This is a genomic window from Archangium primigenium (assembly GCF_016904885.1).
GTDB lineage: Bacteria > Myxococcota > Myxococcia > Myxococcales > Myxococcaceae > Cystobacter > Cystobacter primigenius.
The window spans coordinates 403,756-424,606 of sequence record NZ_JADWYI010000001.1; the positions used below are offsets into that span (position 1 = coordinate 403,756).

Genomic DNA, 20,851 nt, shown 5'->3' on the forward strand with positions numbered 1-20,851 from the left:
GGTGGAAGTGCCACGACAGCGGCTCGAGCCCACTACAACAGGGGCGAGGGCAAGGGCCGCTTTTCGTGGGGCAGGCGAATCTCGTTTTCCAGCCGGAGCCCGTCCGTCCAGTTCCGTGAGTCTTCGTTGAGCACCAGGTTCCCGCCGAGCCTCTGCAGAACGATGTGCTCCCCGTTGAAGAGCAGGACCCCCTCTCGCCCCTGCTCCAACAGGAGCATCGTCGCGCGCAGCATGATGCGATTTCCCTCCTCGTACTCACTGCTATTGGGATCGAGTCGAAATCCCACGGACAGATCGGGTCTGAAGTGAAAGGCTGCCTCGATCATGAGCTTGAAGTCTTGATCGGGTTCGATCGCGCTGACCCATACCGCTGGCCCGAGGAGATGGGCATCATCGACCCACTCGAGCCCGAAGCTCTCGGCCATGAGTCGCAATGCCCGCACGGGCTTCAAGCCCGTTGATAGCTCGAGACTGTTGTCCAATCCCATGTTCTCCCCGCGTTGGTGAATCGGGTGCGCGGCATTTGGGCTATGAGACCAGGATAGAAACATCGCCACCCTACCACCTCCGGAGTGTGCCGCCCCTCCAGGTGCTCGCCCGGCGCGAACGGCGTGATGCGGCGACTCGGTGTGTCGTACGTGTACGAACCGCTCCGCGCCCCTACCTCGAACAGTCGCCGGGCGGCGTCCTGGGGCCAGGGAAGGGGCCGAGCATTTTGAGCCAGTTCCGACACGGCCTCCTCGAACTCGCCGTGGCCCAGCGCCACCGGCTTGGCGCCGGAACGTGGGTGGAAGACGAGGGCGTCGGTCTGGCCCGTGTCCAGGCGCACGACCCGGGACGCCGTGCCACACCCCACGAGGAGGGCCAGCATCACTGCCGTGCAGTACAGCTTCATGGGCTACTGGATCTTCTTGTGCCAGGGACCCAGCGGGCCGGTGGTGGTGGCCGTCTCCCCCACCTCGCCCCAGGCGCCCGCGTAGTCCTTCCACGGCTGCTCCTCGAGTTCCTGCACGTTGTCGGTGATGACCCACGACACGCCCCCGTCCCGCGTCTCGTCAGTGCCCGCCGTGTGGAAGTTGCCCACCGCGGGGTAGAGCGCGTGGGTGCCCTTGGCCGCGTACACCACGAGCACCTGCACGTTGCCATCGACATACGTCTGCAATGAGGAGACAGGGTACAGGGTCCGCTCGCCATGAGCGCTCAGCGACGCGCCGGTGATGAGTCCATTGGCGGTGTGCACGGTGACGTCCTCCCAGTCGCCCTGGTGGGAGAAGCTGAGGATGTAGGAGGACTCGTTGTAGCCGTAGAAGAGCCAGTACTGCTGACGCCCGTCCTGCAGCCGGTGGCGGAACGAGGGCACCTGGCCGGTGGGCGAGAAGTTGCCCTGGGGGTGGCCCTCGGGCTGGAGGAAGACGTTCCAGTCACTGCCAGACTTCGAATCCCGGGGGCGACGGTTCGAGCCATCCGGGTTGATCGTGTAGCTGTTGATGAAGCTCACGGGGACGTCGAAGTACTCCCAGGACTTGTCGTTGCCGGAGACCCACGAGAAGGAGGATTTGTTGAAGCCCTGGTCCGTGCCCCAGCCCTTGTGGTGGCGGAAGCGGGAAGCGCGAATGAAGTCCATGGGCGCCATGGGGTAGTAGCCCTCCTGCGGATGCAGCTTCACGATGATGCGGAAGGCATTGGGCGGAGGCGGCAGGGCCACGCGCAGGGTGCCGCCGCGGTAGTACGAGTTCTTGTTCTCGTCGCCCTGGTGCATGCGACCGGTCATCACCCGCCGCGCGTCCGTGGTGTACCAGATGGAGCCGGACTCCTTGATGCCGCCGGAGGTGGCCAGATCGATGACCTCGGTGGGCAGCCCGTTGAGCGTCACGCGGCCGGTGAGGTAGCGCGTGTTGCCGTTCTCGTCGCCGGTGTGCTGGCGGCCGATCAACACGGTGCCCTGGGGCGCGTCGAACCAGATGCCGGCGGACTCCTTGATCCAGTGGCTCCAGCCGAGGGTCTGCACCGCGATGGTGCCCGCGACGGGCTCGTTGAACTCGTTGACGGCCTGGAGCGTGGCGTACTGGTAGACGGTCTGCCCGTTCTCATCGCCGCCATGCCAGCGGCCCGTCAGCACGGTGTTCGCCGGAGCGATGAACGTGCTGCTGCTCTCCTTGCTGGAGCCCGAGCTGTAGCGGAACTGGGGCACGAGGAAGAGGCTCTGCGCCACGGCGGCGCTGGAGGCCAGACACACGCCCGTGAGCAGCCAGGCGAGGAGGTTCTTGAGGAGGGAGGGTCTCATGGGACTTTCCCTTTACCGTGTGTTTTCCTTGTTTTCCAGACAGAGCATTGAACAGGAGCACCGGACGGATGCACGAAGAACCCAAGGGAGACACAGGCTCGCCCAGGAGGTGGTGGACCGCGACGCGTGCAATCGCCCTCCTGGTATCGCAGTTGGCCTGTGCCACGCTCCACCCCTCGGGCGAAGCGTCAGGAAGACCGGTCCACGTACAGCGCCCGTCTCTCACTGAGACGCACCTCGCGTCCAAGACGAGCCCTGAGGCACAAGAGGATCGCATGGAGGCGGGCGACGGTCGTGCCCCCGTGCGACACCACCGGCAAGCACACGACGAACGTCCGGTGAATGAAGCGGAGGATGAACGAGGGCTGGGATGGCCTGACGGCGTAGGCGATGGCCGCCCCTACGCCGTCCCTATCGTCCTCGACTATTTCCAGGGATTCCTCCTGCACGCGGGAGTCCCCGCCACCGCGCTGCCCACGGATGGCCATTCGCTCCGTCCCCACCATGCGTTGGAGCTGGTGCCCCCATTGCTGGCCACGCCCGTGACGCTCGGGAACTTCGGTCCCCGGCGCATGGCGGCCCACCTCCTGCTGGGGGTCGCCCAAGGACAAGCACCCGTATCGAGGGATGAGTTGCACACGCGCATGGGTCGCTTCGCGCGGCTGCTCGTCCTGCGTCCGGATGGCTATCTGGTCAAACCCCTCACGGGCATTGCGGTACAGAAGGCAGGACCGCCCAGGCTCGCCGAGGACGGGACGTTGCGCGCGGGCGCTTTCGAGGTCGGCCCTTTCTACGCGATCGTCGGAGGGCAGCTCTTCCCGGTGGATGGAGCCCTGGACGTACCAAGCGGCGCGCACCCCGTGGGGCGCTACGCGCCGGACGATCATGCCGGCCTGGCGCTCGCCGAAGGGGCGGGCCTCGCGGTCGTCGACATGGTGGAAGGTCTCTATCGACTGGTCTTCCACACGGACGAGACGCTCCGGGAACTGGCCCACCTGCCAGCGACCGTGCGCCAGCTCTACGCGAATGCACCGCGACACTGGGAGGAGTTCCGCCACAAGCCCTACGCGGAGAGGGTTCGTACGGTGTCGCGGCTCGCGACGGGGATCGCGCTGACCGTGGGCTCCGCGGGAGCGGGGAGTGCGAAGGCGGCCACTTGGGGCGGTGCACTGGGAAGCACCACGACGCCCCTGCTGTCCCTCTCCGGAGAGGGACTTCTGGCGCTCCGCCTCGTGGCGGTGCCCACGGGCAGGGTCGTGTCCTCGGCAGGCCACGCACTGGGAGCGACCTACGTCCTGCACATGGCCCACACGGGACTGCCCGGTCCGGGAGGCGGGTGGCCGCCAGCGGGTGGGCCTGGCCACTGGGTGGAGGACGCCTCCAGCATGTCCGAGCAGGCCCGGACCTATCAGGCCCAGGTCACGGGTGCCCCCAAGGGCTGGGCCTACAAGGTCTGTCGCGGCGACAAGTGCGTGGACTACGACGGTTATGACTCCCGCACGGGCACACTGCTCGAAGCCAAGGCACGCGAATACGAGAAGTGGTTCGACGCCGACCTCCAGCCCAGGTGGGGATACGAAGGACTGGAGGGCATGGTGCAACAAGCCCGACGGCAGAAAGGACTCACCGGCGGGGTGCCACTTCGCTGGCACGTGGCGGAAGCGCGCATGGTGCCCATCCTCCAGCGGGCGTTCAGGGAGGCGCGGATCCCGGGTATAGAGGTCGTTCATACGCCGCCCCTGCCCTGAGGCCCATCACGCATGAGCGACTCCCATCTGGCGGGTGCCTACTGGGGCTGCCGCGAGGAATCCGCCGAGGCCTGCGCATCGCGCGCGGCATCCTTCTTCCAACTCCTGGCGGACTGTCACCCCAGCTATGCGCGCTGGTACGAACAAGCCCGCTCGCCCAAGCAGGCGCTCCAGCAGCGCTTCGAGCCCACGCGGGACGCCTTCCTGCGCTTCTTCGGCCAGGGCAAGTACCAGAACGACGGCGATGGCTTCCATTTCAGTGCCTGGACCGGCCACGAGCGTCAGTCGGGTGAGGGCGGAGTGGTCATGCTCCACTGTGGCTCGACCGCGACGGGAGGACCGAACAGCGTCCGGCTGTCCTTCCCCAAGGACGCCCCTGGCGTCGAGCCGCTGCTCACCGCCGCCGTGGCCGAACGCGTGCTGAAGGCCCTCGCGCGAGCCTGGGAGCCCGAGTGGGCCCTCGTAACGGGAGACGGACTTTGGGAGGAGTTCTCGCGCCATGACGAGGCGGACACCTTCCTCGGGTGGATGACCTACCTTCCCCGGCTCCGGGAGGGGCTGCCTTCCCTCCCGGAGCCCGTCCGCATCGAATCCGTGGGGGACACGGGCAGCCTCATCGTCCTGGCGCCAGAGCGTTTCACTCGCAACGACTCCGAGCGGGTGGCACTGGGCCACCAGGTGCAACGGCTTCTTGAGGAGCGGGGTTTTCTCGGGAAGATGACGGCGACCGACGCGGGGATCGCCTGAGCGGAAGCACCCGCGCATCCGCTTCCCTCCCCGCCTGTCCGGATGGCGCGTGCAAAGCCTCCGGTTCTGGCGCAGAACACCGGGACGCGGGCGGCAGGCGCGAGAGGACGGACGATGCACGAGGGACTGGTGGGAGCCACGGGCAAGGTGGCGTCATGGTTGGAGCTGTCGGCGGGCGCGCTCGCCACGAACGTGGCCACGCTGCGCGCGCTGTCCACCGAGACCGGGGGCCCTCGCTCCCTGGGCGCCGTGCTCAAGGGCAACGCCTATGGCCATGGCCTCGCCCAGGCGCTGCCCCTCGTCCATCCCCTCGTCGACGTCCTCTACTTCATCACCCCGGGAGACGCCCTCGCCGTCCGGGCCCATGAACGCGCGCTCGGCCTGCCCGCCCGGCAGGTGCTCGTCATCGGGGCCGTGGACGCCGAGGAGGCCGTGGCCCTCGCCTATTCGGGCATCGAGGCGGTGCTCGGCGATGGCACCTGGCCGGGCCTCGTGGCCGAGCTGCGCCGGGCCCAGGTCCCCCACCCGCTCCGGGTGCACGTGCACGTGGACACGGGCCTCGGCCGCGAGGGCTTCACCCCGGGGCAGCTCGCCGCGGGCGAGCTCGACTTCCTGCGCGACGCGGCGGACGTGATTCGTGTCGTGGGCGTGCTGAGCCACTTCGCCAACACCGAGGACGTGACCGAGCAGCAGTACGCCGAGTCCCAGCTCGACGTGTTCGAGGCCGGGCTGACGGCCCTGCGCGCCCGCGTGCCCGTCCAGGAGCCCGTGCAACGGCACATGGCCGCGAGCGCGGCGACGCTCGTGCTGCCCCGGGCCCGCTATGACGCGCAGCGCGTGGGCATCTCGCTGTATGGGCTGTGGCCCTCGGTGGAGACGCGGCTGTCCGCGCGGCTGGTGCTCGGCCGCGTGCCGGAGTTGAAGCCCGTGCTCTCCTGGCGCTGCCCGAGTCAGGTCGTCAAGTGGCTGCCCGCGGGCAGCTACGTCGGCTACGGGTGCACCTACCGGTGCGCGGACGCCACGCGGGTGGCGGTGCTGCCGGTGGGCTACTTCGATGGCTACCCCCGACTCCTGTCGGGCAAGGCGCACGTGCTGGTGAACGGCCGGCGCTGCCCGGTGGTGGGCCGGGTGATGATGAACCACGTCATCGTGGACGTGACCCACGCCACGCGCGACGAGCGCCCCCTGGTGGCGACGCTGCTCGGCCAGGACGGCGACGAGCACCTGCACGCCGAGACGCTCGCCACCTGGGCCCAGACCATCAACTACGAGCTGCTCACCCGGCTGGGCGCCCACCTCAAGCGCGTCGTCGCGCCCTGACTCACGGGGCCAGCGCGGGCGTGCAGCCAAACACAGACATGTCCTCGGTCACCGTGGCGCAGGACCAGCCGGACTGACAGGGCTCGGGGGCCAGGGGGTCGCACTGGCGGAAGCAGGTGCTCGCCGTGGCGCTGCCCATGCCGCACACCTGGCCCGCCCCGCAGCTATCCTGGCGCGTGGAGTCACAGACCCGCGCGCACCAGAACGTGGCCCGCCCCCGGGACATGCGCAGGTTGCACCGCTCCCCCTCGGCGCAGGGGCTGTCCTGACACGCCCCCTGGGCGTCCTGGAGGCACTGGTAGTCCCCCTCGCGCACCCGCGCGCAGTGCTGGCCCTCGGCGCACCCCCGCCGCTGGCAGTCCGGGAAGCAGCCCGGCCCCTCCAGGCCCTCGGCGCAGGTGAAGCCCGCCTCGCACCGCACGCGCCCATCGAGCGTGCACGGCGGGGCACACACCTGATTCACGCACCGCAGGCCCTCGCGGCAGGAGCCCGCGGCGGACAAGGGCAAGGCATCACACGGCTCGCCCGGGCCGCGCACGCCCTCGGGGGCGCAGCGGCGCACGACGATGCCCGTGGCCCCGGTCGTCACCGCGCGGCAGACGTCCCCCGGAAAGCAGTGGCCGTCGGCCTCGCACTCCGACGCCATGCACTCGAAGCGGCGCGTCTGCCGGTTGGCGACGCACCCCTGCCCCTGGGGACAATCGCCATCCGCGCGGCAGCTCCCGCAGGACAGCCCCTCGGCCCCCGGCGTGCAGCGCATGGCCGAAACGGGCAGCCCATCGGACGCGAGCTCGTGGGCGGCCAGCGGCAGCACCACCCCGGCGGAAGGCGGCGAGACACTCGGCACGGGGGTCGGCGCGAACGAGGCCGGCACCGGGGCGGGCGCGGGGCTCGCGCGGATCTCCACCGCCGCGGGCTCGCGCCTGGCGGGCGCACCGCGACCCTGGGGGGCCGAGGCGAGCACCTGGGGCGTGGGGAGCGGAGGCGTCCACGCGTCGGCGGGGGGCAGCGCCGCGGACCACAGGAGCACCAACAGTCCCGGACCCGCGCACGCGAGCGCCACCCGACCCGAGCGCCCCGTCCGTCTGCCGTCGCGGTTCAGCACGCGGCCACACCGCAGCACAGCAGCTGGCCACCGTCCGTGCCGCAGCCGCAGGGGGCGCACTGCCAGCAGTCCTTGCGCATCGCATACGCCGCGCCGCCCCCGCACAGCACCGCCGCCGTGCCAAGGGCCAACATCCAGCGCCGCCAGACCGCCTTCTTGTTCGTCCGCATGATGACCTCCGGGATGATGACTGCAGGAATCCCCCCCACCCACCACACAGCACCGGACAGATCGCTCGTGCGCGGGCCCCCCTGGACACACCCGTCCCACGCAACGCCTGGGGTTGGGCGCTTTCGCCCCGACCTCAGGTGTCATCCAACCTAACCAAGAGGCCCATCCCACGGGAGGCCTGGAGTGGGCGACCGTGTACCCACCAACTCACCCCACGGGACAGGGGGGCTGACCGGCAGTACGCCCTCGCGTGACGTGGAGGGTCGACTCCGCGCGTCAACGCCTCGCGTGTCGGGAGCGCGGGGAGACGAACCTGAACGCTGTTACAATCCGCGGCGCGGCGCGGCTCCCCCGGCGCCGCCTCCCCCCTCTCAAGACAATCAGGAGAAGAACCATGCAGCTGCGTCATTCCCTCTCATTGATGGGCGCGCTGGTGTTGGGCTCGCTGGTGAGTGGTTGCGGTCCCGAGCAGGACGCCGCCGCCGAGGCCGCCCCGGTCAGCCTCCGGCAGGCGGAGCTGTCCACGACGGGCGTCACCTCGCACTTCGCCACGTGGCTCAAGAGCAACGGGTACGAGCCCGCGTACAACCTGGTGCGCGCGGACCTGGACGGCGGCAGCTACGGCGGCAAGGCGAGTTCCTCGGACACGGTGGTCAACCAGCCCGTCATCTTCATCCACGGCAACTCGGACAAGGCCATTGGCACGGGCGGCCTGGGGCAGTCCGGCTGGAACGCCTCCATCGAGTACTTCCAGAGCAAGGGCTACAAGACGAGCGAGCTGTACGCCACGACGTGGGGGCCCGCGAGCGCGTCCATGTCCGCCTACCAGTACCACTCGAAGACGAACGTGATGAAGGTGCGCAAGTTCATCGAGGCGGTGAAGGCGTATACGGGCGCCGCCAAGGTGGACGTCATCGCGCACTCCATGGGCGTGACGCTGGCGCGCAAGGCCATCCTCGGCGGCTACGCCACGGACGCGCTCGAGGGCGGCCGGTACTACATCGGCGAGCCCCTGACGTCCTCGGTGGACACCTTCGTGGGCATCGCGGGCGCCAACCTCGGGCTCACCTCGTGCTACCAGACGGGCACCACCACGTACACCTGCGGCAACACCAACGGCCTCTACCCCGGCTACATGACGGCGTTCGGCGTGAGCGGCCGCTCCAACTACCTGGATGACCTGCTCGCCCAGAAGGGCTTCGAGGGCGCCTTCCGCTACAGCATCTACTCCACCGCGGACGAGATCGTCGGCTACGGGGGCGTGGTGTACGGCAGCTACACCTCGCAGATTCCCGGGCAGACGGGCGAGAAGCGCTACTCGTCCGCGCCCTACGGTCACTTCAACTCGAAGGACCTCACCGGCGCGGTGCAGTGGAGCATGGTGAACAAGCACGCCGTGCCCTGAGTCCCCGCGGGGGCCGGGGCCCCGGAGCGCACACGGGCTCCGGGGTGCCGGGCGGCTACGGCGTGGCGGGCGGCGGCGCGAGCCCCTCCAGGAAGCCGAGCACCCGGGGGTTGTAGGCCTCCGGGCAGTCCATCTGCACGGTGTGCCCGCAGCCGGCGAGCCCCACCAGCGTGGAGCCGGCGATGCGCTCGTGGCCGTAGCGCATGACGTCCCGTGCCCAGCCGCCGTGGAGGAAGGCATTGGGGATGAGGCGGTCGGCCTCGCCGTAGATGATGAGCGTGGGCACGGCCACTTGGGCGAGGCTGTCGCGCACGAAGTCGTTGTGGGCCAGCCCGTTCACGGTGCGCACGTTGGCGTAGGCGTAGGCGTCGAACTCGGGGCTCCTGGCCACGCGCACGCGCTCCTCGATGAGCCAGTCGAGCTCCGGCCGCCAGTGCTCGAAGTTGCCCTGCCGCACGCTGCCCCAGATGGCGTACTCGGTCGCGCTCTTGATGAAGGAGGTGCTGAAGGCGCGCTTGAACCAAGCCTTCTCGCGGGGGCTGAAGTGCTCGAAGCCCGCGGGCGAGGTGAGCACGAGCGCCTGGACGTCCTGGGGGTAGCGCAGGGCGTAGGACAGCGCCGTCTGGCCGCCCATGGAGTGGCCCACGAGGATGGGCCGGGGGGCGCCGAGCTTCCGGGAGAACTCGTGCACCACGTCCGCCATGGCCTCCATGGTGTAGGGGAAGGAGGCGGGCTTGTCGGACTTGCCAAAGCCCGGCAGGTCCAGGGCGAGCACGCGGTAGCCCTGGGCGGCGAAGGCATCCAGCTGGTAGCGCCAGAACTTCAGGTACGAGCCCAGCCCGTGGATGAACACGATCGTGCGGGTGCCCTGGGGGTTGAGCTCGACGTAGGCCACCTCGGGCACCTGCTGGAGGGCGAGCGCGGCGGCGGTGTCCGGCAGGGCTAGGCGCGCGGTGGGCCAGGGCTTGCCGTCGGTGGAGGAGTAGTCGAAGTCCTGGAAGGACAGGGCCGGACGCGCGGCGTACGAGGTGACGCAGCCGGAGGAGAGGCCCGCCAGGGCGAGCAGGGCCCATGCGATGGGAGTCTTCATGGTCAGAACGCGTACCAGGTGAAGGTGGTGAAGCCGGCCCAGGGGTTGGTGGTGACGAAGGTGTTGCCGCTGTAGAAGTTGCCCCGGAACAGGTAGCCCGCGTGCAGGCCCACGCTCATGAGGTAGCGGAGGGTGTAGCGCAGCTCCGCGTTGATCTCCGTGCCCAGCACCCGGCCGCGCGCCGTGCCCGCGGTGAGCTCGGTGGGCGTGACGGAGCTCTGGGCATACCCCGCGCCCACCTTCAGGTGCAGCTTGTTGGGGATGAGGTCATACGCGCCCGTGGCCAGCAGGGCCTGGAGGCCGTAGCCCTGGTTGGACAGGTCCGTCACCGCGCCCGTGTAGTTGTTCACGGTGCTGGTGAAGGGGAAGAGCAAGAGCATCTTGTGGTTGAACCACACCGCGCCGGGCAGGCCGTACTGGTTGAGCGTGAAGGCGCTCGTGTAGCGGCCGTCGTTGAGGTCCGAGTCGCCCGTGGAGAACATGCCCTCGAGCGTCAGCAAGTCGTTCGACGTGCGCCCGTAGTTGTAGAGCACCTCCAGGTTGGCGGACAGGCCGCCGATGTCCACCGCGCGGTTGAGCGTGGTGTCTTCCTTGGTGCTGGTGAAGCGGCCGCCGTTGTACATGACGAAGCCGGAGGCGCCGAGCCGGCCGGTGCGGAAGTCGATGTTGTGGTGGAAGTTGGCGCCGAGCCAGCCCACCCAACCCGTGGGCCGGTCGATGTTGAAGCGCGCGGTGCCCACGAAGTACGGCAGGCCCGTGGACGAGGGGCCGCTCTTCACCAGGCCCTCGAAGGCGTAGGCGTCGCCCTTGGTGTCGTCGCGCAGGTACCACGCGGACACGCCCACGTTCGTGCCGGGCGCCAGGGACCAGGCGTAGTCGGCCATGCCGAGGATGGCGTACTTGAGCCGCGGGTCGCTCAAGAGCGCCTTGTCCGACTGCGCGCTGCCCAGCGGCAAGAGGCTCAGGCGGCCGTGGTGGCGCCCGCGGATGCCGAAGGCCGACAGGCCCGTGGCGTCGCTGCCCAGGAAGGCCAGCTTGTAGCCGGTGCGGATGATGTCGTTGAGGCTCGTGCGCGTGGGATCGAAGTACGCGTCGTAGACGGGCTGGGTGCCCACGATGAGCGCGAGTTCGCTCGGCTTGCGCGTGGGGTAGAGCGCGACGTTGACGTTCTTCGTCTGGATGTTGACCTGGTCGGCGTTGAAGCCGCCACCCTCGTTCTGCTGCAGGGCGTTGGCCGAGCGGCCCCAGAGATAGTCCACCTCCAGCTGGGCGCGGAAGCTCGCCAGGCCGTCCATGAAGTGGGGGCTGTACTCGAGGACGGGAATCCAGCGCTGCTCCACCCAGAAGGCCGAGCGCCCGGGCGTCACCGTCACCGCACTGCCCGCGCCCACGCCGAAGGGCCCGAGCGACACGCCCTTGAGCCCGGCGGGGTCGGCGATGAGGTTGGTGGCCGAGGCCCGGGTGAAGAAGTAGTTGATGAGGGTGAACTCGCGCGGCTCGGCGTCCTCGGCGCGGTCGCGCGTGTCATACCAGCCGGCGTAGGCCCCCGGCAGGGGCGGGCTCGCCTGGGCCCAGGCGGGCGAGGCGAGCCCCATGAGGCCCAGGGCCAGCGCCAGCGCACTCCCTCCCGGTCGTCTGTCTGTCTCGGAAAACCGCCACGTCATGTCCGTCTCGTCTCCGGGGAAGGGGGGGCCGCACGCCGGCGCGGCACGGGTGGATTACTGGAGGGTATAGGTCTGCACGGCGTTGCCGGTGAACGGCTTGCCCTGCAGCGTGACGCCCGACGCGCCCGGCGCGCCGCTGGCGCAGCGGTGGCCCGTGGCCTGGGTGGTGAAGAACAGCTCCAGCTTGAGCGTCTTGCCATCCTGGCTCAGCACGCCGCGGCCTTCCTGCACCACGCCCCCCGGGAAGGTGTACGTCACGTCGAAGCACGTGCCGTCGTCCTTCACGTTCTCGAGCAGCACCGTGGTGGAGGTGAACTCGAGCTGGCCCGAGACGGCGTCGTGGTCGCACGTGCCGCGGTCGAGCACCTTGGGCGCATCGCGCAGCGTGCCCAGGGCGCTGGTGACCTTGTAGAGCTGCTCACCCTCCACCTTCATGGTGACGGACTTGTAGCACTGGGTGGCCTGGCCGTAGTTCACATCCTCGTCATAGCCGTTGGGGTGGCTGGGCACGTCCGCGCCCGTCATCACCAGCGTCTTGCCCACCAGGGCCGCGTTGAGCTTGGCCGCGGTGTTGTACTTGGGCCCGGTGTCCACGGGCGGGTTGGTCGACGGCGGATCCTCGATGCCACAGCCCATCAGCCCCAGCGTGCACAGCATCAGCGTGGACCACAGTTGCTTCTTCATGGGACGACTCTCCTTGGGGGTAGATTCGAGAAGTTCGGCGTCGGGCGTCACGCGTCCAGGAGCGCCCGCTCGCGCAGCTCGCGCTTGAGCACCTTGCCCGCGGCCGACACGGGCAGCGCGTCGACGAAGTCCAGGCGCTTGGGGACCTTGTAGGGCGCCAGCCGGCCGCGCAGGTGCGCGAGCAGCGCCTCGGCGGTGGTGGAGGCCCCGGGCTTGAGCACAACGTAGGCCCGCCCGACCTCGCCCCAGAGCGCGTCGGGCACGCCCACCACGGCGCTGGCCTGGACCGAGGGGTGCTCCTGCAGGGCGGACTCCAGTTCCAGGGGGTACACGTTCTCGCCGCCGGAGATGAACATGTCCTTCTTCCGGCCGACGATGAAATAGAAGCCGTCCGCGTCCCGGCGCGCCAGATCCCCGGAGTGAAACCAGCCCTGGGCGTCGATGGCCTCCGCCGTGGCCCCGGGGTCCTCGTGATAGCCCGAGCACATGCTGGGGCCCTTGAGCAGCAGCTCGCCCGTGGCGCCCTCGGGCACGTCCCGGCCCTCCTCGTCCACGAGCCGCGCGTCCACGAAGTAGTTGGGCCGCCCGATGGAGCCCGCCTTGGCCAGGGCGGACTCGGGGCCCATGCTGAAGATGCCGGGGCCGAGCTCCGTCATGCCGAAGCCCTGCTTGAAGGGCACCGGGTGCACGGCCCCCCACGCGCGCACGAGCGCCTCCGGCAGCGGCGCGCCCCCGCTCGTCATGAAGCGCAGGCTCGTGAGGTCCGCCGCGCGGAACAGGGGCGCGTCGTGCAGCTGCTGGTACTGCGTGGGCACGGCGAAGAAGAGCGTCACGCGCTCGCGGGGCACCAGGCGCAAGAGCTCGTCCGCGTCCCAGCGGCGCAAGAGCACCACCGTGCCGCCCACGGTGAGCAGGGGCAGCGTGTAGACGAGCAGCCCGCCGGTGTGGAACATGGGCGTGTGCGTCACGGTGACGTCGTCCGGCCGCAGCTCGTGCACGAGCGTGTTGAGCGTGTTCCACGCCACCATGCGGTAGCTGATGCGCGCGCCCTTGGCCCGGCCCGTGGTGCCCCCGGTGAACAACAGGCAGAGGATGTCCTCGGCCTCCACGTCCGGGTTGAGCACGGGCGCCGCGGCGCGGTGCGCGAGCGCCTCGGCGTACGCGTGGCTTCCGGGCGCGCCCTCCCCGTCCAGGTGCACGAGCGTGGGCGGCGCGCCCCCCGCCTGCCCGAGCGCGGCGGCGAGCCCCTCGCCGAACTCGCCGCTGTGGAACAGCACGCGGGGCGAGGTGTCGCGCAGGAGCTCCGCCAGCTCGCGCGCGCGCAGGCGCCAGTTGAAGGGCACGAAGAGCGCCCCCAGCTTGCCGCAGGCGAAGAGGACGTCCAGACACTCCACGCCGTTGTGGGCCACGAGCCCCACCCGGTCGCCCCGGCGCACGCCCAGCGCCTCGCGCAGCCAGCCCGCGAGCGCCTCGGCCCGCGCGTTCATGTCCCGGTAGGTGAAGCGGCCGCCCGTGCCCCGGGCGGTGTCCACCACCGCGGTCCGCTCGGGCCAGTACAGGGCGCCGCGGCCCATCCAATCCCCGATGAACATGGTGTCCGCGTCCCCTCGGTTCAGACCGTCCAGCGAATGAGCGCCGCGGCCATGGCGAGCCCGCCTCCACTGGCACACAGCGCGATGAGGTCTCCCTTCCGGATCTTCCCCTGCTCCACCGCGTCGTCGAGCGTCATGGGGATGCACGCCGCGCCCGTGTAGCCCCACTTGTCCATCGTCCAGTGGGTCTTGGACAGGGGCTGCCCGAGCACCTCCATGGTGGCCTCGATGGTGCGCAGGTTGAGCTGGGTGAAGATGAACTGGTCCACGTCCCCGAGCCCCAGGCGGGCGCGCGCGAGCACCTGCGCGAGCAGCGGGGGCCAGCGGTCCGTGTTGAAGGTGGCGGGGAACTTGCGCGCGAACTGCACCACGGGCCGGCCGCCGGTGAGCGCCAGCGTCTCCGGGGTGGCGGGCCGCCAGGTGCCGCCGGTGTAGATGCCCAGCGCGTCGTGGTACTCGCCCGCGGCGAGCAGCCGGGCGCCGAGCACCCCGGGCGTGTCCCCCGCGCCGAGCACCACCGCGCCCGCCCCATCCGCGAAGAGCGTGCAGGTGCGCTTGTCCTTCCAGTCCACGTAGCGGCTCATCCCGTAGGCGCCCACCACGAGGATGCGCTGGTAGCTGTCGTCCGCGGCGATCGTCTTGCTGGCCACGTCCAGCGCCGTCACCCACCCCGCGCACGCGCTGTTGAGGTCATACGTGCCCGCGTGGCTCGCGCCCAGCCGCGCCTGCACCACCGAGGCCGTGGCCGGGCTCAGGTAGTCCGGCGTGTCCGTGGCCACGATGATGAGGTCCAACGCCTCCGGCTTCACGCCCGCGCGCCCGAGCGCCTGGCGCGCCGCGTTCACGCACAGGTCGGACGTCACCTCGTGCTCGGCCATGAGGTGGCGCCGCTGGATGCCCACGTGCTGCTGGAGCCACGCGTCCACGGGCTCGCCGAGCAGTGCCTCCACGTCGGCGTTGGTGAGGACCTTCTCGGGGACGTAGCGGCCGGTGGCCAGGACCCTCGCGTAGCGCATCTCAGCCCTTGCTCCGGGGCGCGCGGGCCCCCGCGCGGCGCTTGGCGGCGCCCCGGACGGCAGGGGCCGGACGGGCCGGCCGCGCCTCCAGGCCATGGCGGATGAAGGCCATGGCGGTGTCCACCACCTGCTCCAGGCCGGCGTCGCCCTCCCACAGCACCCAGCGCATGCCCAGGAAGTCCCCCAGGCCCATGAGGCAGTAGGCGATCGTCTCCGGGTCCAGGCGGTGCACCTCGCCCGCGTCCATGGCCTTCTTGAGGCCCGTCACGTAGCCGCGCGCGAAGCGGTCGTAGTAGCGGCGGTAGCACGCCTCGTCGACGAACTCCGCCTGCCGGACGATGCGGTAGAGGTGGCGCTGCTGGCTGGCGAAGCGGAAGAAGGCCCGCAGGCCCTCGCGCTCCACCGCCATGCGGTCCTCGCACTCGGCCACCGCCTCCGCGATGAGCCGGCGCAGGCGCGCGCCCAGGTCATCCACCACTTCCACGAAGATGGATTGCTTGTCGGGGAAATAGACATAGAAAGTCCCCAACGCCACCTGCGCCTCTCGGGTAATGTCCGCGATGGAGGCGTGCTCGTAGCCCTTCTCCCCGAAGAGCGTCTCCGCCGCGCGCAGGAGTTTGCCGCGCGTGCGCTGGCCCCGCGGGGTCAAGGGCACGACGCGGGGCGCGGGCGGAGTTGAAGACCGATTCATCTTTCAACCTTGCGTAACACCTCCCTCGCAGTATTGTCAAAAACCATCCTTTCCAGACGCCCGTGCGCGCGTGCAGGCAGCGCATCGCGTCAGCCCCTCAGGAGCGCCCTCACCATGCAACTCAAGGATTTGAAGATCATCGTCACCGGCGGGGCCCAGGGCATGGGCGCGCACTTCGCCACGCGGCTGCACGAGGCGGGCGCCCAGGTGGCCGTGGGTGACGTGAACGAGACGCTGCTCGCCGCGCTGCCCGCGGGCATCCACCGCCGCCGGCTGGACGTGGCGAACGAGGAGGACTGTGGCGCGTTCGTGGCGTGGGCCCACGAGGCCATGGGCGGCCTCAATGGCCTCATCAACAACGCGGGCATCCTGCGCGATGGCCTGTTGGTGAAGAAGGACCGCACCACGGGCGAGGTGAAGAAGCTGTCCACCGCGGACTGGAACGCCGTCATCGGGGTGAACCTCACCGGCGCCACGCTCATGGTGCGCGAGGTGGTGGCGAAGATGGCGCAGGCGGGCGAGCGGCCAGGCGTCATCGTCAACATGAGCTCCATCGCCCGGCACGGCAATCGCGGGCAGAGCAACTACGTGTCCGCCAAGGCCTCGCTCGCGGCCAACACGCTCACCTGGTCGCGCGAGTTCGCCGCCTTCGGCATCCGCGTGGGCGCCGTGGCCCCGGGCATGATCGAGACGCCCATGACCCAGGGCATGAACCAGAAGGCCCGCGACCTGCTCGTGGCCAACATCCCCGTGGGCCGCATCGGTGTCCCCGAGGACATCTGGATCGCGGTGCGCTTCGTCCTCGAGTGCGACTACTTCAACGGCCGCACCATCGACGTGGATGGCGGCCTGAGCATGTAGCCTCGCCCCAGGGGCCGAGCGCCGCGCGCGTCAGATCCTTTTGCGCTCCTCGTTCGTTACAAGGAAAGCAGGGAGATTCGACCTCGGGGGGAGGCGGCTCGGCCCCTCTCCTCCGAAGACAGGCCCGTCGGCCAGCAGGCGAGCAGGCGTGTGGCGGCCGCGCCACGCCCAGGACAAAGGGGTGCAAGTTGGGACGTCTCCGCTCAAACGCAAGCCGCACGGGTGTTCAGGGGGGTTGCGGCATCGCAGTCAAGTGAGTAAATCATTTCCAGTCGGGAATAGATGGGACGCACAGAAGGTCAGACTAGACAGGAAAGACGCAGTGCTCCCAGAAGCACACGTCACCCGAAGTCTGGTCACCACCGGTCCCATGGGGCGAGGCAAGACCCGACGAACGAGGGAACCTGGAGTCCCGCTCGGATGTCCAATCAGAGGGGCTGACTCAGGTATACATCTCAAGACCCGCGGTCCGGCCGGCGTCGAACAGGTTCGAGCGCTGAAGCTGCTCGAGGACGCGGGGCGTACAGACGAGGGTCATCATGGGAACGGAGCCGGGATCGCTGATCCACCGGACCGAGCCCATCAACTGGTGCGCGTGCAGATAGCTCAGCACCGAGTCATGGAAGCGCTTGCCTTGTTCCAGGGCGGAGCGCTGCACGACGGAGCGGTCCCGCTGGAGGGAGGGCTGCCAGGGTGCCTCCGCGTCCTCGCGGTTCATGACCATGACCTCGATCCAATCCGGGTTCATCTCCAGCCGGGACCCCGGCAACGGGGACACGGCGGAGATGCGCGGAAAGCGGCCGGAACTCCGGCGCGGCTGCGTGGCTGTCGTCTTCCTGGTCATCCGACTTCCTCCCCCAGGCCCGGCGCTCATCCGCCGCCGGCCCTGGTAGCCGCTGTGCCTACCTATAAACTGCCAGACCCCGACCCGCTCGTCCTTCAGCGGTTCGCGGCAGCTTGAGCACATTGTCGAGAATCAAATCCCTGACTTCAAGGGCCGTCAAGTCAGGCGACCGGCAGCGATATAGCGCGGCCAGACCGGCGACGTAAGGGGCGGCCATGCTCGTTCCGCTCATTCGTTCATAGAACGCCTGATTGTTACAGCGTCGTTCTGTGCTCGAGTAGACGTTCACGCCGTAGCCCATCACATCGGGGACGGGGCGCTGATTCACCACCCCGCTCGCGGAGAAACTGGCCACGCGACGCGCGAAGTCGACCGCCCCCACGGACAGAGCCTCTGGGAAGGCCGCTGGGTAGCCAGCCGTGCCAGCGCCTCCATTGCCGGCCGCCACCACGGGTAGGACATTGGAGTCCACCAGGCGGCGCACCAGGGTCTGCAGGGCGCGGATGTTGAGACGGTACTCCATGTCGCTGACACCCGGGGGCGCCTGGACGGGGAAGCCGAGCGACAGGTTCACCACGGCCGGGCGGGTGGCGTTCTCCGGGCGGGAGAACTGGTGCAGGAGCCACTCCATGCCGGCGGCCACACGGCCGAGGCTGGTGCGGATGGTCTCCGACTCGATGACCGAGGCGACGTACAGGTCCACCTCGGGGGCGACGCCATGGAAGGTGCCCGCGGCGATGCCCGCCACGTGCGTGCCGTGGCCGTCCGGATCGAAGCCGCGCACGTCCCGCGCGGGGTTCTGCGGCGAGTTGGGAAAGAGCGACACGTAGCGGAACTGGATGACGCGGTCCTGGTGCTCCGGGTGGTCCGCGTCCACGCCGGTGTCCAGGATGCCCAGCATGACCCCCGCGCCCTTGATGCCCTGGGCATGCGCGGAGGACACCCCGCTCTCCTCGGGCCACTCGCGGTTGACGAGCGAGGACAGACCCCGGTTGCGCGGGCCCACCTGGCCGGCGGCCACCGGGCCCGGGAAGGTGAGGTGCACCGTGTCCGGGATGAACTCGAAGTCCTTGTCCAGCTCCGCCCGGGCGATGCGCTCGGCCTGCTCGGAGACGAAGTGGGCCATGGTGGCGCCGATGAGCGGCATGTGCCGGTAGGTGCCCACCTCCGCGGCGGTGGGCGGCTCCATCACCGGCCCCTCACTGGCGGCGACCTGGACCTCCTCGGCCTTGGCGCCGCGCTTGCCCGCGGCCTTGCGCTTGCCGCGCGGCGGCGTGAGCGGGGCGCTCACCTGGGGCAGGCGCCCGGGCAGCGTGGCCGAGTGCAGGCCGAGGCTGCGCAGCATGTCCGGCGCCCGGCCACTGATGAGGAATTGCAGGGCGGTGCTGCGCTGCAGCACGCGCTCTCCCTGCTCCGTGCCCCGGACACCCGGCCGGGCGTGGGTCTCGATCGACTCCTTCGGGACCAGGAGATAGGACTTCATGGCGGTTCTGCTCCTTGACGGAAAACCCACTGCCGAGGCCGGAAAGGGACAGCGTCATCGTTCACACCGGGGAACCCATGGTGTGACTAGAGCGTCTCCCCCTGACACGCCCCCCCACCTTCCCCGATGTGGACGCCGGATGGGCCCCGAGCGTTCCACCGGCCCGCCGCCCCAACGTCCGAAACTGGAAAACATTCTCCACCCGAAGCGTAATACGACGCGAAACGGGCCCAGAACGCCGGTCCGCCGGGGAGGTCCGCCCGGGAAGCCACTCCCCCATATCGTTGTTCGCCCCCTTGTTTTGCTCGCCACCTCGGCGCCAAGGCGGATGATGGCGCCCCGCCGTCCGCCCGCCGGAGACCCCATTGATTCCCTACCTGCACGTTCCTCCCCTCAAGCTCGGCCCCTTCACCATCGAGCCGTTCGGCATCTTCGTGGCGCTCGGCATCTTCCTGGCGGCGCGGCTGCTCGCCACCCAGGCCGAGCGGCGGCACCTGGACTCTAACGCCCTGCAGGATTACGCGCCGTGGGGCGTGGGCACGGGCATCGTGGCGGGCCACCTGCTGCACCTCTTCGCCTACCACCCGGAGGAGTTGTCCAAGAGCCCCTTCCAGATCCTGAAGGTGTGGGACGGGCTGTCCTCCTTCGGGGGCCTGCTGGGCGGCATCCTCGCCGCGGTGGTCTTCTTCCGGGTGAAGAAGCTGCGCTTCCGCGACTACGCGGATGCCTTCGCCCTGGCCGTGGCGCCGGGCTGGGCGGTGGCCCGGCTCGGATGCTTCGCGGTGCATGACCACCCCGGGGTGCGCACCGATTTCTTCCTCGCCGTGGACTTTCCCGGCGGGGCGCGGCACGACCTGGGCCTGTATGACGCGCTGTTCCTCTTCGCCCTGACGGCCCTCTTGTGGGGCTTGCGCAACGTCGAGGGCATGCGCGGCAAGCTGCTGCCCCTGCTGTCGCTGTTCTACGCCTGCGGCCGGTTCTTCTTCGACTCGCTGCGCGCCACGGACCTGTCCTACGTGGACGCGCGCTACCTCGGCCTCACCCCGGCCCAGTACGGCTGCATCGGGCTGGTGCTGTTCGGCCTCTACGGGCTGGCCACCTGGAAGTCCCATGTCCCGGGACCCCGGGCCACGGGCCCGTCCGGCAACATCCAGCCCCAGGCGCGCTAGGCCCTACCAGTAGTTGACCGACTTGAGGTCGAAGGGCTCGGGGAAGCCGTGGGCGCGCAGGAGTTGCGTCGCCACGGCGCTGCGGCCCCCGGCCGCGCAGTACACCACCACGCGCGTGCCCGGCGGCCCCACCTCGGCGAGCCGCTGGGGCAGCTCCTGCACCGGGATGTTGCGCGCGGGGGCCGGGTGCCCCTGCTGGAACTCCTCGGGCGTGCGCACGTCCAGCAACACCCACCCCTCGCCCACCAGCTGGTGGGCCTTCTCGGACAGCTCTTTCGGCGTCATGGGCCCGGACTCTAGCCGGAAACTGGAGACCCGGCGGCGCGGCGCTACAGTCCTGTGTCGCGCATGCCACCGCTGGACAAGAACGCCCTGCTCACCCAACTCGTCGATCGGCTCCACCAGAGCGACCGGCTCGCCCACCGGGCCGAGGCCGACGCGCGCGAGGCGGCCCGCTCGCTCGCCACCGAGTCCGAGAAGAAGGAAGACGGCCGCGCCGCCATCGAGTACGGCAGCCTCGCCACGGGCCAGGCCCAGCGCGCCCGCCGCGTGCACGAGGAGCTGCAGGCCTTGGCCGACCTGCAGCGCACGGGCCTGCCGCGCCAGGACCCCCGGGGGCCCGTGGCCATGGGCGCCATCATCGACATGTCCACCGAGGACGAGGAGGGCTTCGCCGAGCGCACCTTCTTCCTCCTGCCCGTGGGGGCCGGCACGGAGCTCACGGGGCCGGGGGGCGATGGCTTCCTGTCCGTCATCACCCCCTCCTCGCCCGTGGGCCGCGCGCTCATGGGACGTCGCACGGGTGACACCATCGAGGTGAAGCTCGCCGGGGACGTGCGGGAGTGGACGGTGCTGGAGATCGCCTGACCCCCCGGGCTTGAAGCCCTCCTCCGGTCCTGGTCAGGCTGGCCGGGACGGGCTGGCGCTCGACTCGCCGCCCCCCGCTCGTGTCTTACGATGGACGATCCTCTGGCGGA

Annotated in this window: 20 protein-coding genes and 1 pseudogene; 7 read left to right on the forward strand and 14 right to left on the reverse strand. The window is 69.9% G+C overall.

Features of this window, described 5'->3' with window-relative positions; genetic code table 11:
• Positions 1-32: 32 nt before the first annotated feature.
• The 3 genes and pseudogenes from I3V78_RS01720 to I3V78_RS01725 all read right to left on the reverse strand — a co-directional run bounded on the left by I3V78_RS01720 (position 33) and on the right by I3V78_RS01725 (position 2,284).
• Positions 33-488 (reverse strand): SitI3 family protein, encoded by a 456-nt coding sequence (locus I3V78_RS01720; protein WP_204484571.1) that lies wholly within the window; start codon positions 486-488, stop codon positions 33-35.
• A gap of 83 nt (positions 489-571) precedes the next feature.
• A pseudogene (locus I3V78_RS40445) lies at positions 572-895 on the reverse strand (AHH domain-containing protein); the annotation flags it as partial.
• Positions 896-898: 3 nt separating this feature from the next.
• Positions 899-2,284, reverse strand: coding sequence for a hypothetical protein (locus I3V78_RS01725; protein WP_204484572.1), 1,386 nt, complete (start codon positions 2,282-2,284; stop codon positions 899-901).
• A 518-nt stretch (positions 2,285-2,802) separates the two neighbouring features.
• On the opposite strand from I3V78_RS01725, the gene I3V78_RS01730 reads away from it, so the two are divergent.
• The 3 genes from I3V78_RS01730 (at position 2,803) to alr (ending at position 6,099) form a co-directional block, all read left to right on the forward strand.
• Entirely contained in the window at positions 2,803-4,032 is a 1,230-nt protein-coding gene (locus I3V78_RS01730; protein ID WP_204484573.1) for a Tox-REase-5 domain-containing protein, read from the forward strand.
• Positions 4,033-4,044: 12 nt separating this feature from the next.
• Complete coding sequence (locus I3V78_RS01735; protein WP_204484574.1) at positions 4,045-4,779, forward strand: Imm52 family immunity protein; 735 nt, start codon at positions 4,045-4,047, stop codon at positions 4,777-4,779.
• A 114-nt stretch (positions 4,780-4,893) separates the two neighbouring features.
• Positions 4,894-6,099 carry an alanine racemase gene (alr, locus tag I3V78_RS01740; RefSeq protein ID WP_204484575.1) on the forward strand — a complete coding sequence of 402 codons (1,206 nt, stop codon included), beginning with the start codon at positions 4,894-4,896 and terminating at the stop codon, positions 6,097-6,099.
• A 1-nt stretch (position 6,100) separates the two neighbouring features.
• Here the strand turns inward: alr and I3V78_RS01745 are convergent, their stop codons facing one another.
• On the reverse strand, positions 6,101-7,204 hold the full coding sequence (locus tag I3V78_RS01745) for a hypothetical protein (RefSeq protein WP_204484576.1): 1,104 nt from the start codon (positions 7,202-7,204) through the stop codon (positions 6,101-6,103).
• The gene (locus I3V78_RS01750; protein WP_204484577.1) at positions 7,198-7,374 is read right to left on the reverse strand and encodes a hypothetical protein; all 177 of its coding nucleotides are present in this window, start codon (positions 7,372-7,374) and stop codon (positions 7,198-7,200) included. The genes I3V78_RS01745 and I3V78_RS01750 overlap by 7 nt, the downstream gene beginning before the upstream one ends.
• 395 nt (positions 7,375-7,769) lie before the next feature.
• Here I3V78_RS01750 and I3V78_RS01755 point away from each other — a divergent pair, with 395 nt between their 5' ends.
• Positions 7,770-8,780, forward strand: a complete 1,011-nt coding sequence (locus I3V78_RS01755) for a lipase family protein (protein WP_204484578.1) — start codon at positions 7,770-7,772, stop codon at positions 8,778-8,780.
• A 55-nt stretch (positions 8,781-8,835) separates the two neighbouring features.
• Here the strand turns inward: I3V78_RS01755 and I3V78_RS01760 are convergent, their stop codons facing one another.
• Genes I3V78_RS01760 through I3V78_RS01785 form a run of 6 tightly spaced genes read right to left on the reverse strand, consistent with a single transcriptional unit; the run spans position 8,836 to position 15,517 of the window.
• A complete protein-coding gene (locus I3V78_RS01760) occupies positions 8,836-9,870 on the reverse strand; it encodes an alpha/beta fold hydrolase (protein ID WP_204484579.1) in 1,035 nt (344 codons plus the stop codon).
• Between the two features lie 2 nt (positions 9,871-9,872).
• Positions 9,873-11,534, reverse strand: a complete 1,662-nt coding sequence (locus I3V78_RS01765; protein ID WP_204484580.1) for a hypothetical protein — start codon at positions 11,532-11,534, stop codon at positions 9,873-9,875.
• 54 nt (positions 11,535-11,588) lie between these two features.
• The gene (locus tag I3V78_RS01770) at positions 11,589-12,218 is read right to left on the reverse strand and encodes a hypothetical protein (protein WP_204484581.1); all 630 of its coding nucleotides are present in this window, start codon (positions 12,216-12,218) and stop codon (positions 11,589-11,591) included.
• Between the two features lie 47 nt (positions 12,219-12,265).
• Positions 12,266-13,810 carry an acyl-CoA synthetase gene (locus I3V78_RS01775; protein ID WP_204484582.1) on the reverse strand — a complete coding sequence of 515 codons (1,545 nt, stop codon included), beginning with the start codon at positions 13,808-13,810 and terminating at the stop codon, positions 12,266-12,268.
• 20 nt (positions 13,811-13,830) lie between these two features.
• Complete coding sequence (locus I3V78_RS01780; RefSeq protein WP_204484583.1) at positions 13,831-14,826, reverse strand: 3-oxoacyl-ACP synthase III family protein; 996 nt, start codon at positions 14,824-14,826, stop codon at positions 13,831-13,833.
• Between the two features lies 1 nt (position 14,827).
• On the reverse strand, positions 14,828-15,517 hold the full coding sequence (locus I3V78_RS01785; protein ID WP_204484584.1) for a TetR/AcrR family transcriptional regulator: 690 nt from the start codon (positions 15,515-15,517) through the stop codon (positions 14,828-14,830).
• Positions 15,518-15,631: 114 nt separating this feature from the next.
• Here I3V78_RS01785 and I3V78_RS01790 point away from each other — a divergent pair, with 114 nt between their 5' ends.
• Positions 15,632-16,378 (forward strand): SDR family oxidoreductase, encoded by a 747-nt coding sequence (locus tag I3V78_RS01790; RefSeq protein ID WP_204484585.1) that lies wholly within the window; start codon positions 15,632-15,634, stop codon positions 16,376-16,378.
• Between the two features lie 442 nt (positions 16,379-16,820).
• On the opposite strand, the gene I3V78_RS01795 is transcribed toward I3V78_RS01790, so the two are convergent.
• Together I3V78_RS01795 and popC are read right to left on the reverse strand one after the other, a co-directional pair.
• Complete coding sequence (locus tag I3V78_RS01795) at positions 16,821-17,222, reverse strand: hypothetical protein (protein ID WP_239576253.1); 402 nt, start codon at positions 17,220-17,222, stop codon at positions 16,821-16,823.
• 58 nt (positions 17,223-17,280) lie between these two features.
• The gene (popC, locus tag I3V78_RS01800) at positions 17,281-18,705 is read right to left on the reverse strand and encodes a subtilisin-like protease PopC (protein ID WP_204484586.1); all 1,425 of its coding nucleotides are present in this window, start codon (positions 18,703-18,705) and stop codon (positions 17,281-17,283) included.
• Between the two features lie 365 nt (positions 18,706-19,070).
• On the opposite strand from popC, the gene I3V78_RS01805 reads away from it, so the two are divergent.
• On the forward strand, positions 19,071-19,874 hold the full coding sequence (locus I3V78_RS01805; protein ID WP_204484587.1) for a prolipoprotein diacylglyceryl transferase: 804 nt from the start codon (positions 19,071-19,073) through the stop codon (positions 19,872-19,874).
• Positions 19,875-19,877: 3 nt separating this feature from the next.
• Here the strand turns inward: I3V78_RS01805 and I3V78_RS01810 are convergent, their stop codons facing one another.
• On the reverse strand, positions 19,878-20,159 hold the full coding sequence (locus I3V78_RS01810; RefSeq protein ID WP_204484588.1) for a rhodanese-like domain-containing protein: 282 nt from the start codon (positions 20,157-20,159) through the stop codon (positions 19,878-19,880).
• 63 nt (positions 20,160-20,222) lie between these two features.
• Between I3V78_RS01810 and I3V78_RS01815 the strand changes: the two genes are divergently transcribed.
• Positions 20,223-20,741, forward strand: coding sequence for a GreA/GreB family elongation factor (locus I3V78_RS01815; protein ID WP_204484589.1), 519 nt, complete (start codon positions 20,223-20,225; stop codon positions 20,739-20,741).
• Positions 20,742-20,851: the final 110 nt, after the last annotated feature.

Excerpts from the sequence above, each read along its gene's own strand:
- I3V78_RS01810 (WP_204484588.1), bottom strand. The coding sequence starts at position 20,159 with ATGACGCCGAAAGAGCTGTCCGAGAAGGCCCACCAGCTGGTGGGCGAG.
- I3V78_RS01775 (WP_204484582.1), bottom strand. The coding sequence starts at position 13,810 with ATGTTCATCGGGGATTGGATGGGCCGCGGCGCCCTGTACTGGCCCGAG.
- I3V78_RS01765 (WP_204484580.1), bottom strand. The coding sequence starts at position 11,534 with ATGACGTGGCGGTTTTCCGAGACAGACAGACGACCGGGAGGGAGTGCG.
- I3V78_RS01815 (WP_204484589.1), top strand. The coding sequence starts at position 20,223 with ATGCCACCGCTGGACAAGAACGCCCTGCTCACCCAACTCGTCGATCGG.
- I3V78_RS01760 (WP_204484579.1), bottom strand. The coding sequence starts at position 9,870 with ATGAAGACTCCCATCGCATGGGCCCTGCTCGCCCTGGCGGGCCTCTCC.
- I3V78_RS01725 (WP_204484572.1), bottom strand. The coding sequence starts at position 2,284 with ATGAGACCCTCCCTCCTCAAGAACCTCCTCGCCTGGCTGCTCACGGGC.
- I3V78_RS01735 (WP_204484574.1), top strand. The coding sequence starts at position 4,045 with ATGAGCGACTCCCATCTGGCGGGTGCCTACTGGGGCTGCCGCGAGGAA.
- I3V78_RS01785 (WP_204484584.1), bottom strand. The coding sequence starts at position 15,517 with ATGAATCGGTCTTCAACTCCGCCCGCGCCCCGCGTCGTGCCCTTGACC.
- I3V78_RS01790 (WP_204484585.1), top strand. The coding sequence starts at position 15,632 with ATGCAACTCAAGGATTTGAAGATCATCGTCACCGGCGGGGCCCAGGGC.
- I3V78_RS01750 (WP_204484577.1), bottom strand. The coding sequence starts at position 7,374 with ATGCGGACGAACAAGAAGGCGGTCTGGCGGCGCTGGATGTTGGCCCTT.
- I3V78_RS01770 (WP_204484581.1), bottom strand. The coding sequence starts at position 12,218 with ATGAAGAAGCAACTGTGGTCCACGCTGATGCTGTGCACGCTGGGGCTG.
- I3V78_RS01780 (WP_204484583.1), bottom strand. The coding sequence starts at position 14,826 with ATGCGCTACGCGAGGGTCCTGGCCACCGGCCGCTACGTCCCCGAGAAG.
- I3V78_RS01720 (WP_204484571.1), bottom strand. The coding sequence starts at position 488 with ATGGGATTGGACAACAGTCTCGAGCTATCAACGGGCTTGAAGCCCGTG.
- alr (WP_204484575.1), top strand. The coding sequence starts at position 4,894 with ATGCACGAGGGACTGGTGGGAGCCACGGGCAAGGTGGCGTCATGGTTG.
- popC (WP_204484586.1), bottom strand. The coding sequence starts at position 18,705 with ATGAAGTCCTATCTCCTGGTCCCGAAGGAGTCGATCGAGACCCACGCC.
- I3V78_RS01795 (WP_239576253.1), bottom strand. The coding sequence starts at position 17,222 with ATGACCAGGAAGACGACAGCCACGCAGCCGCGCCGGAGTTCCGGCCGC.
- I3V78_RS01755 (WP_204484578.1), top strand. The coding sequence starts at position 7,770 with ATGCAGCTGCGTCATTCCCTCTCATTGATGGGCGCGCTGGTGTTGGGC.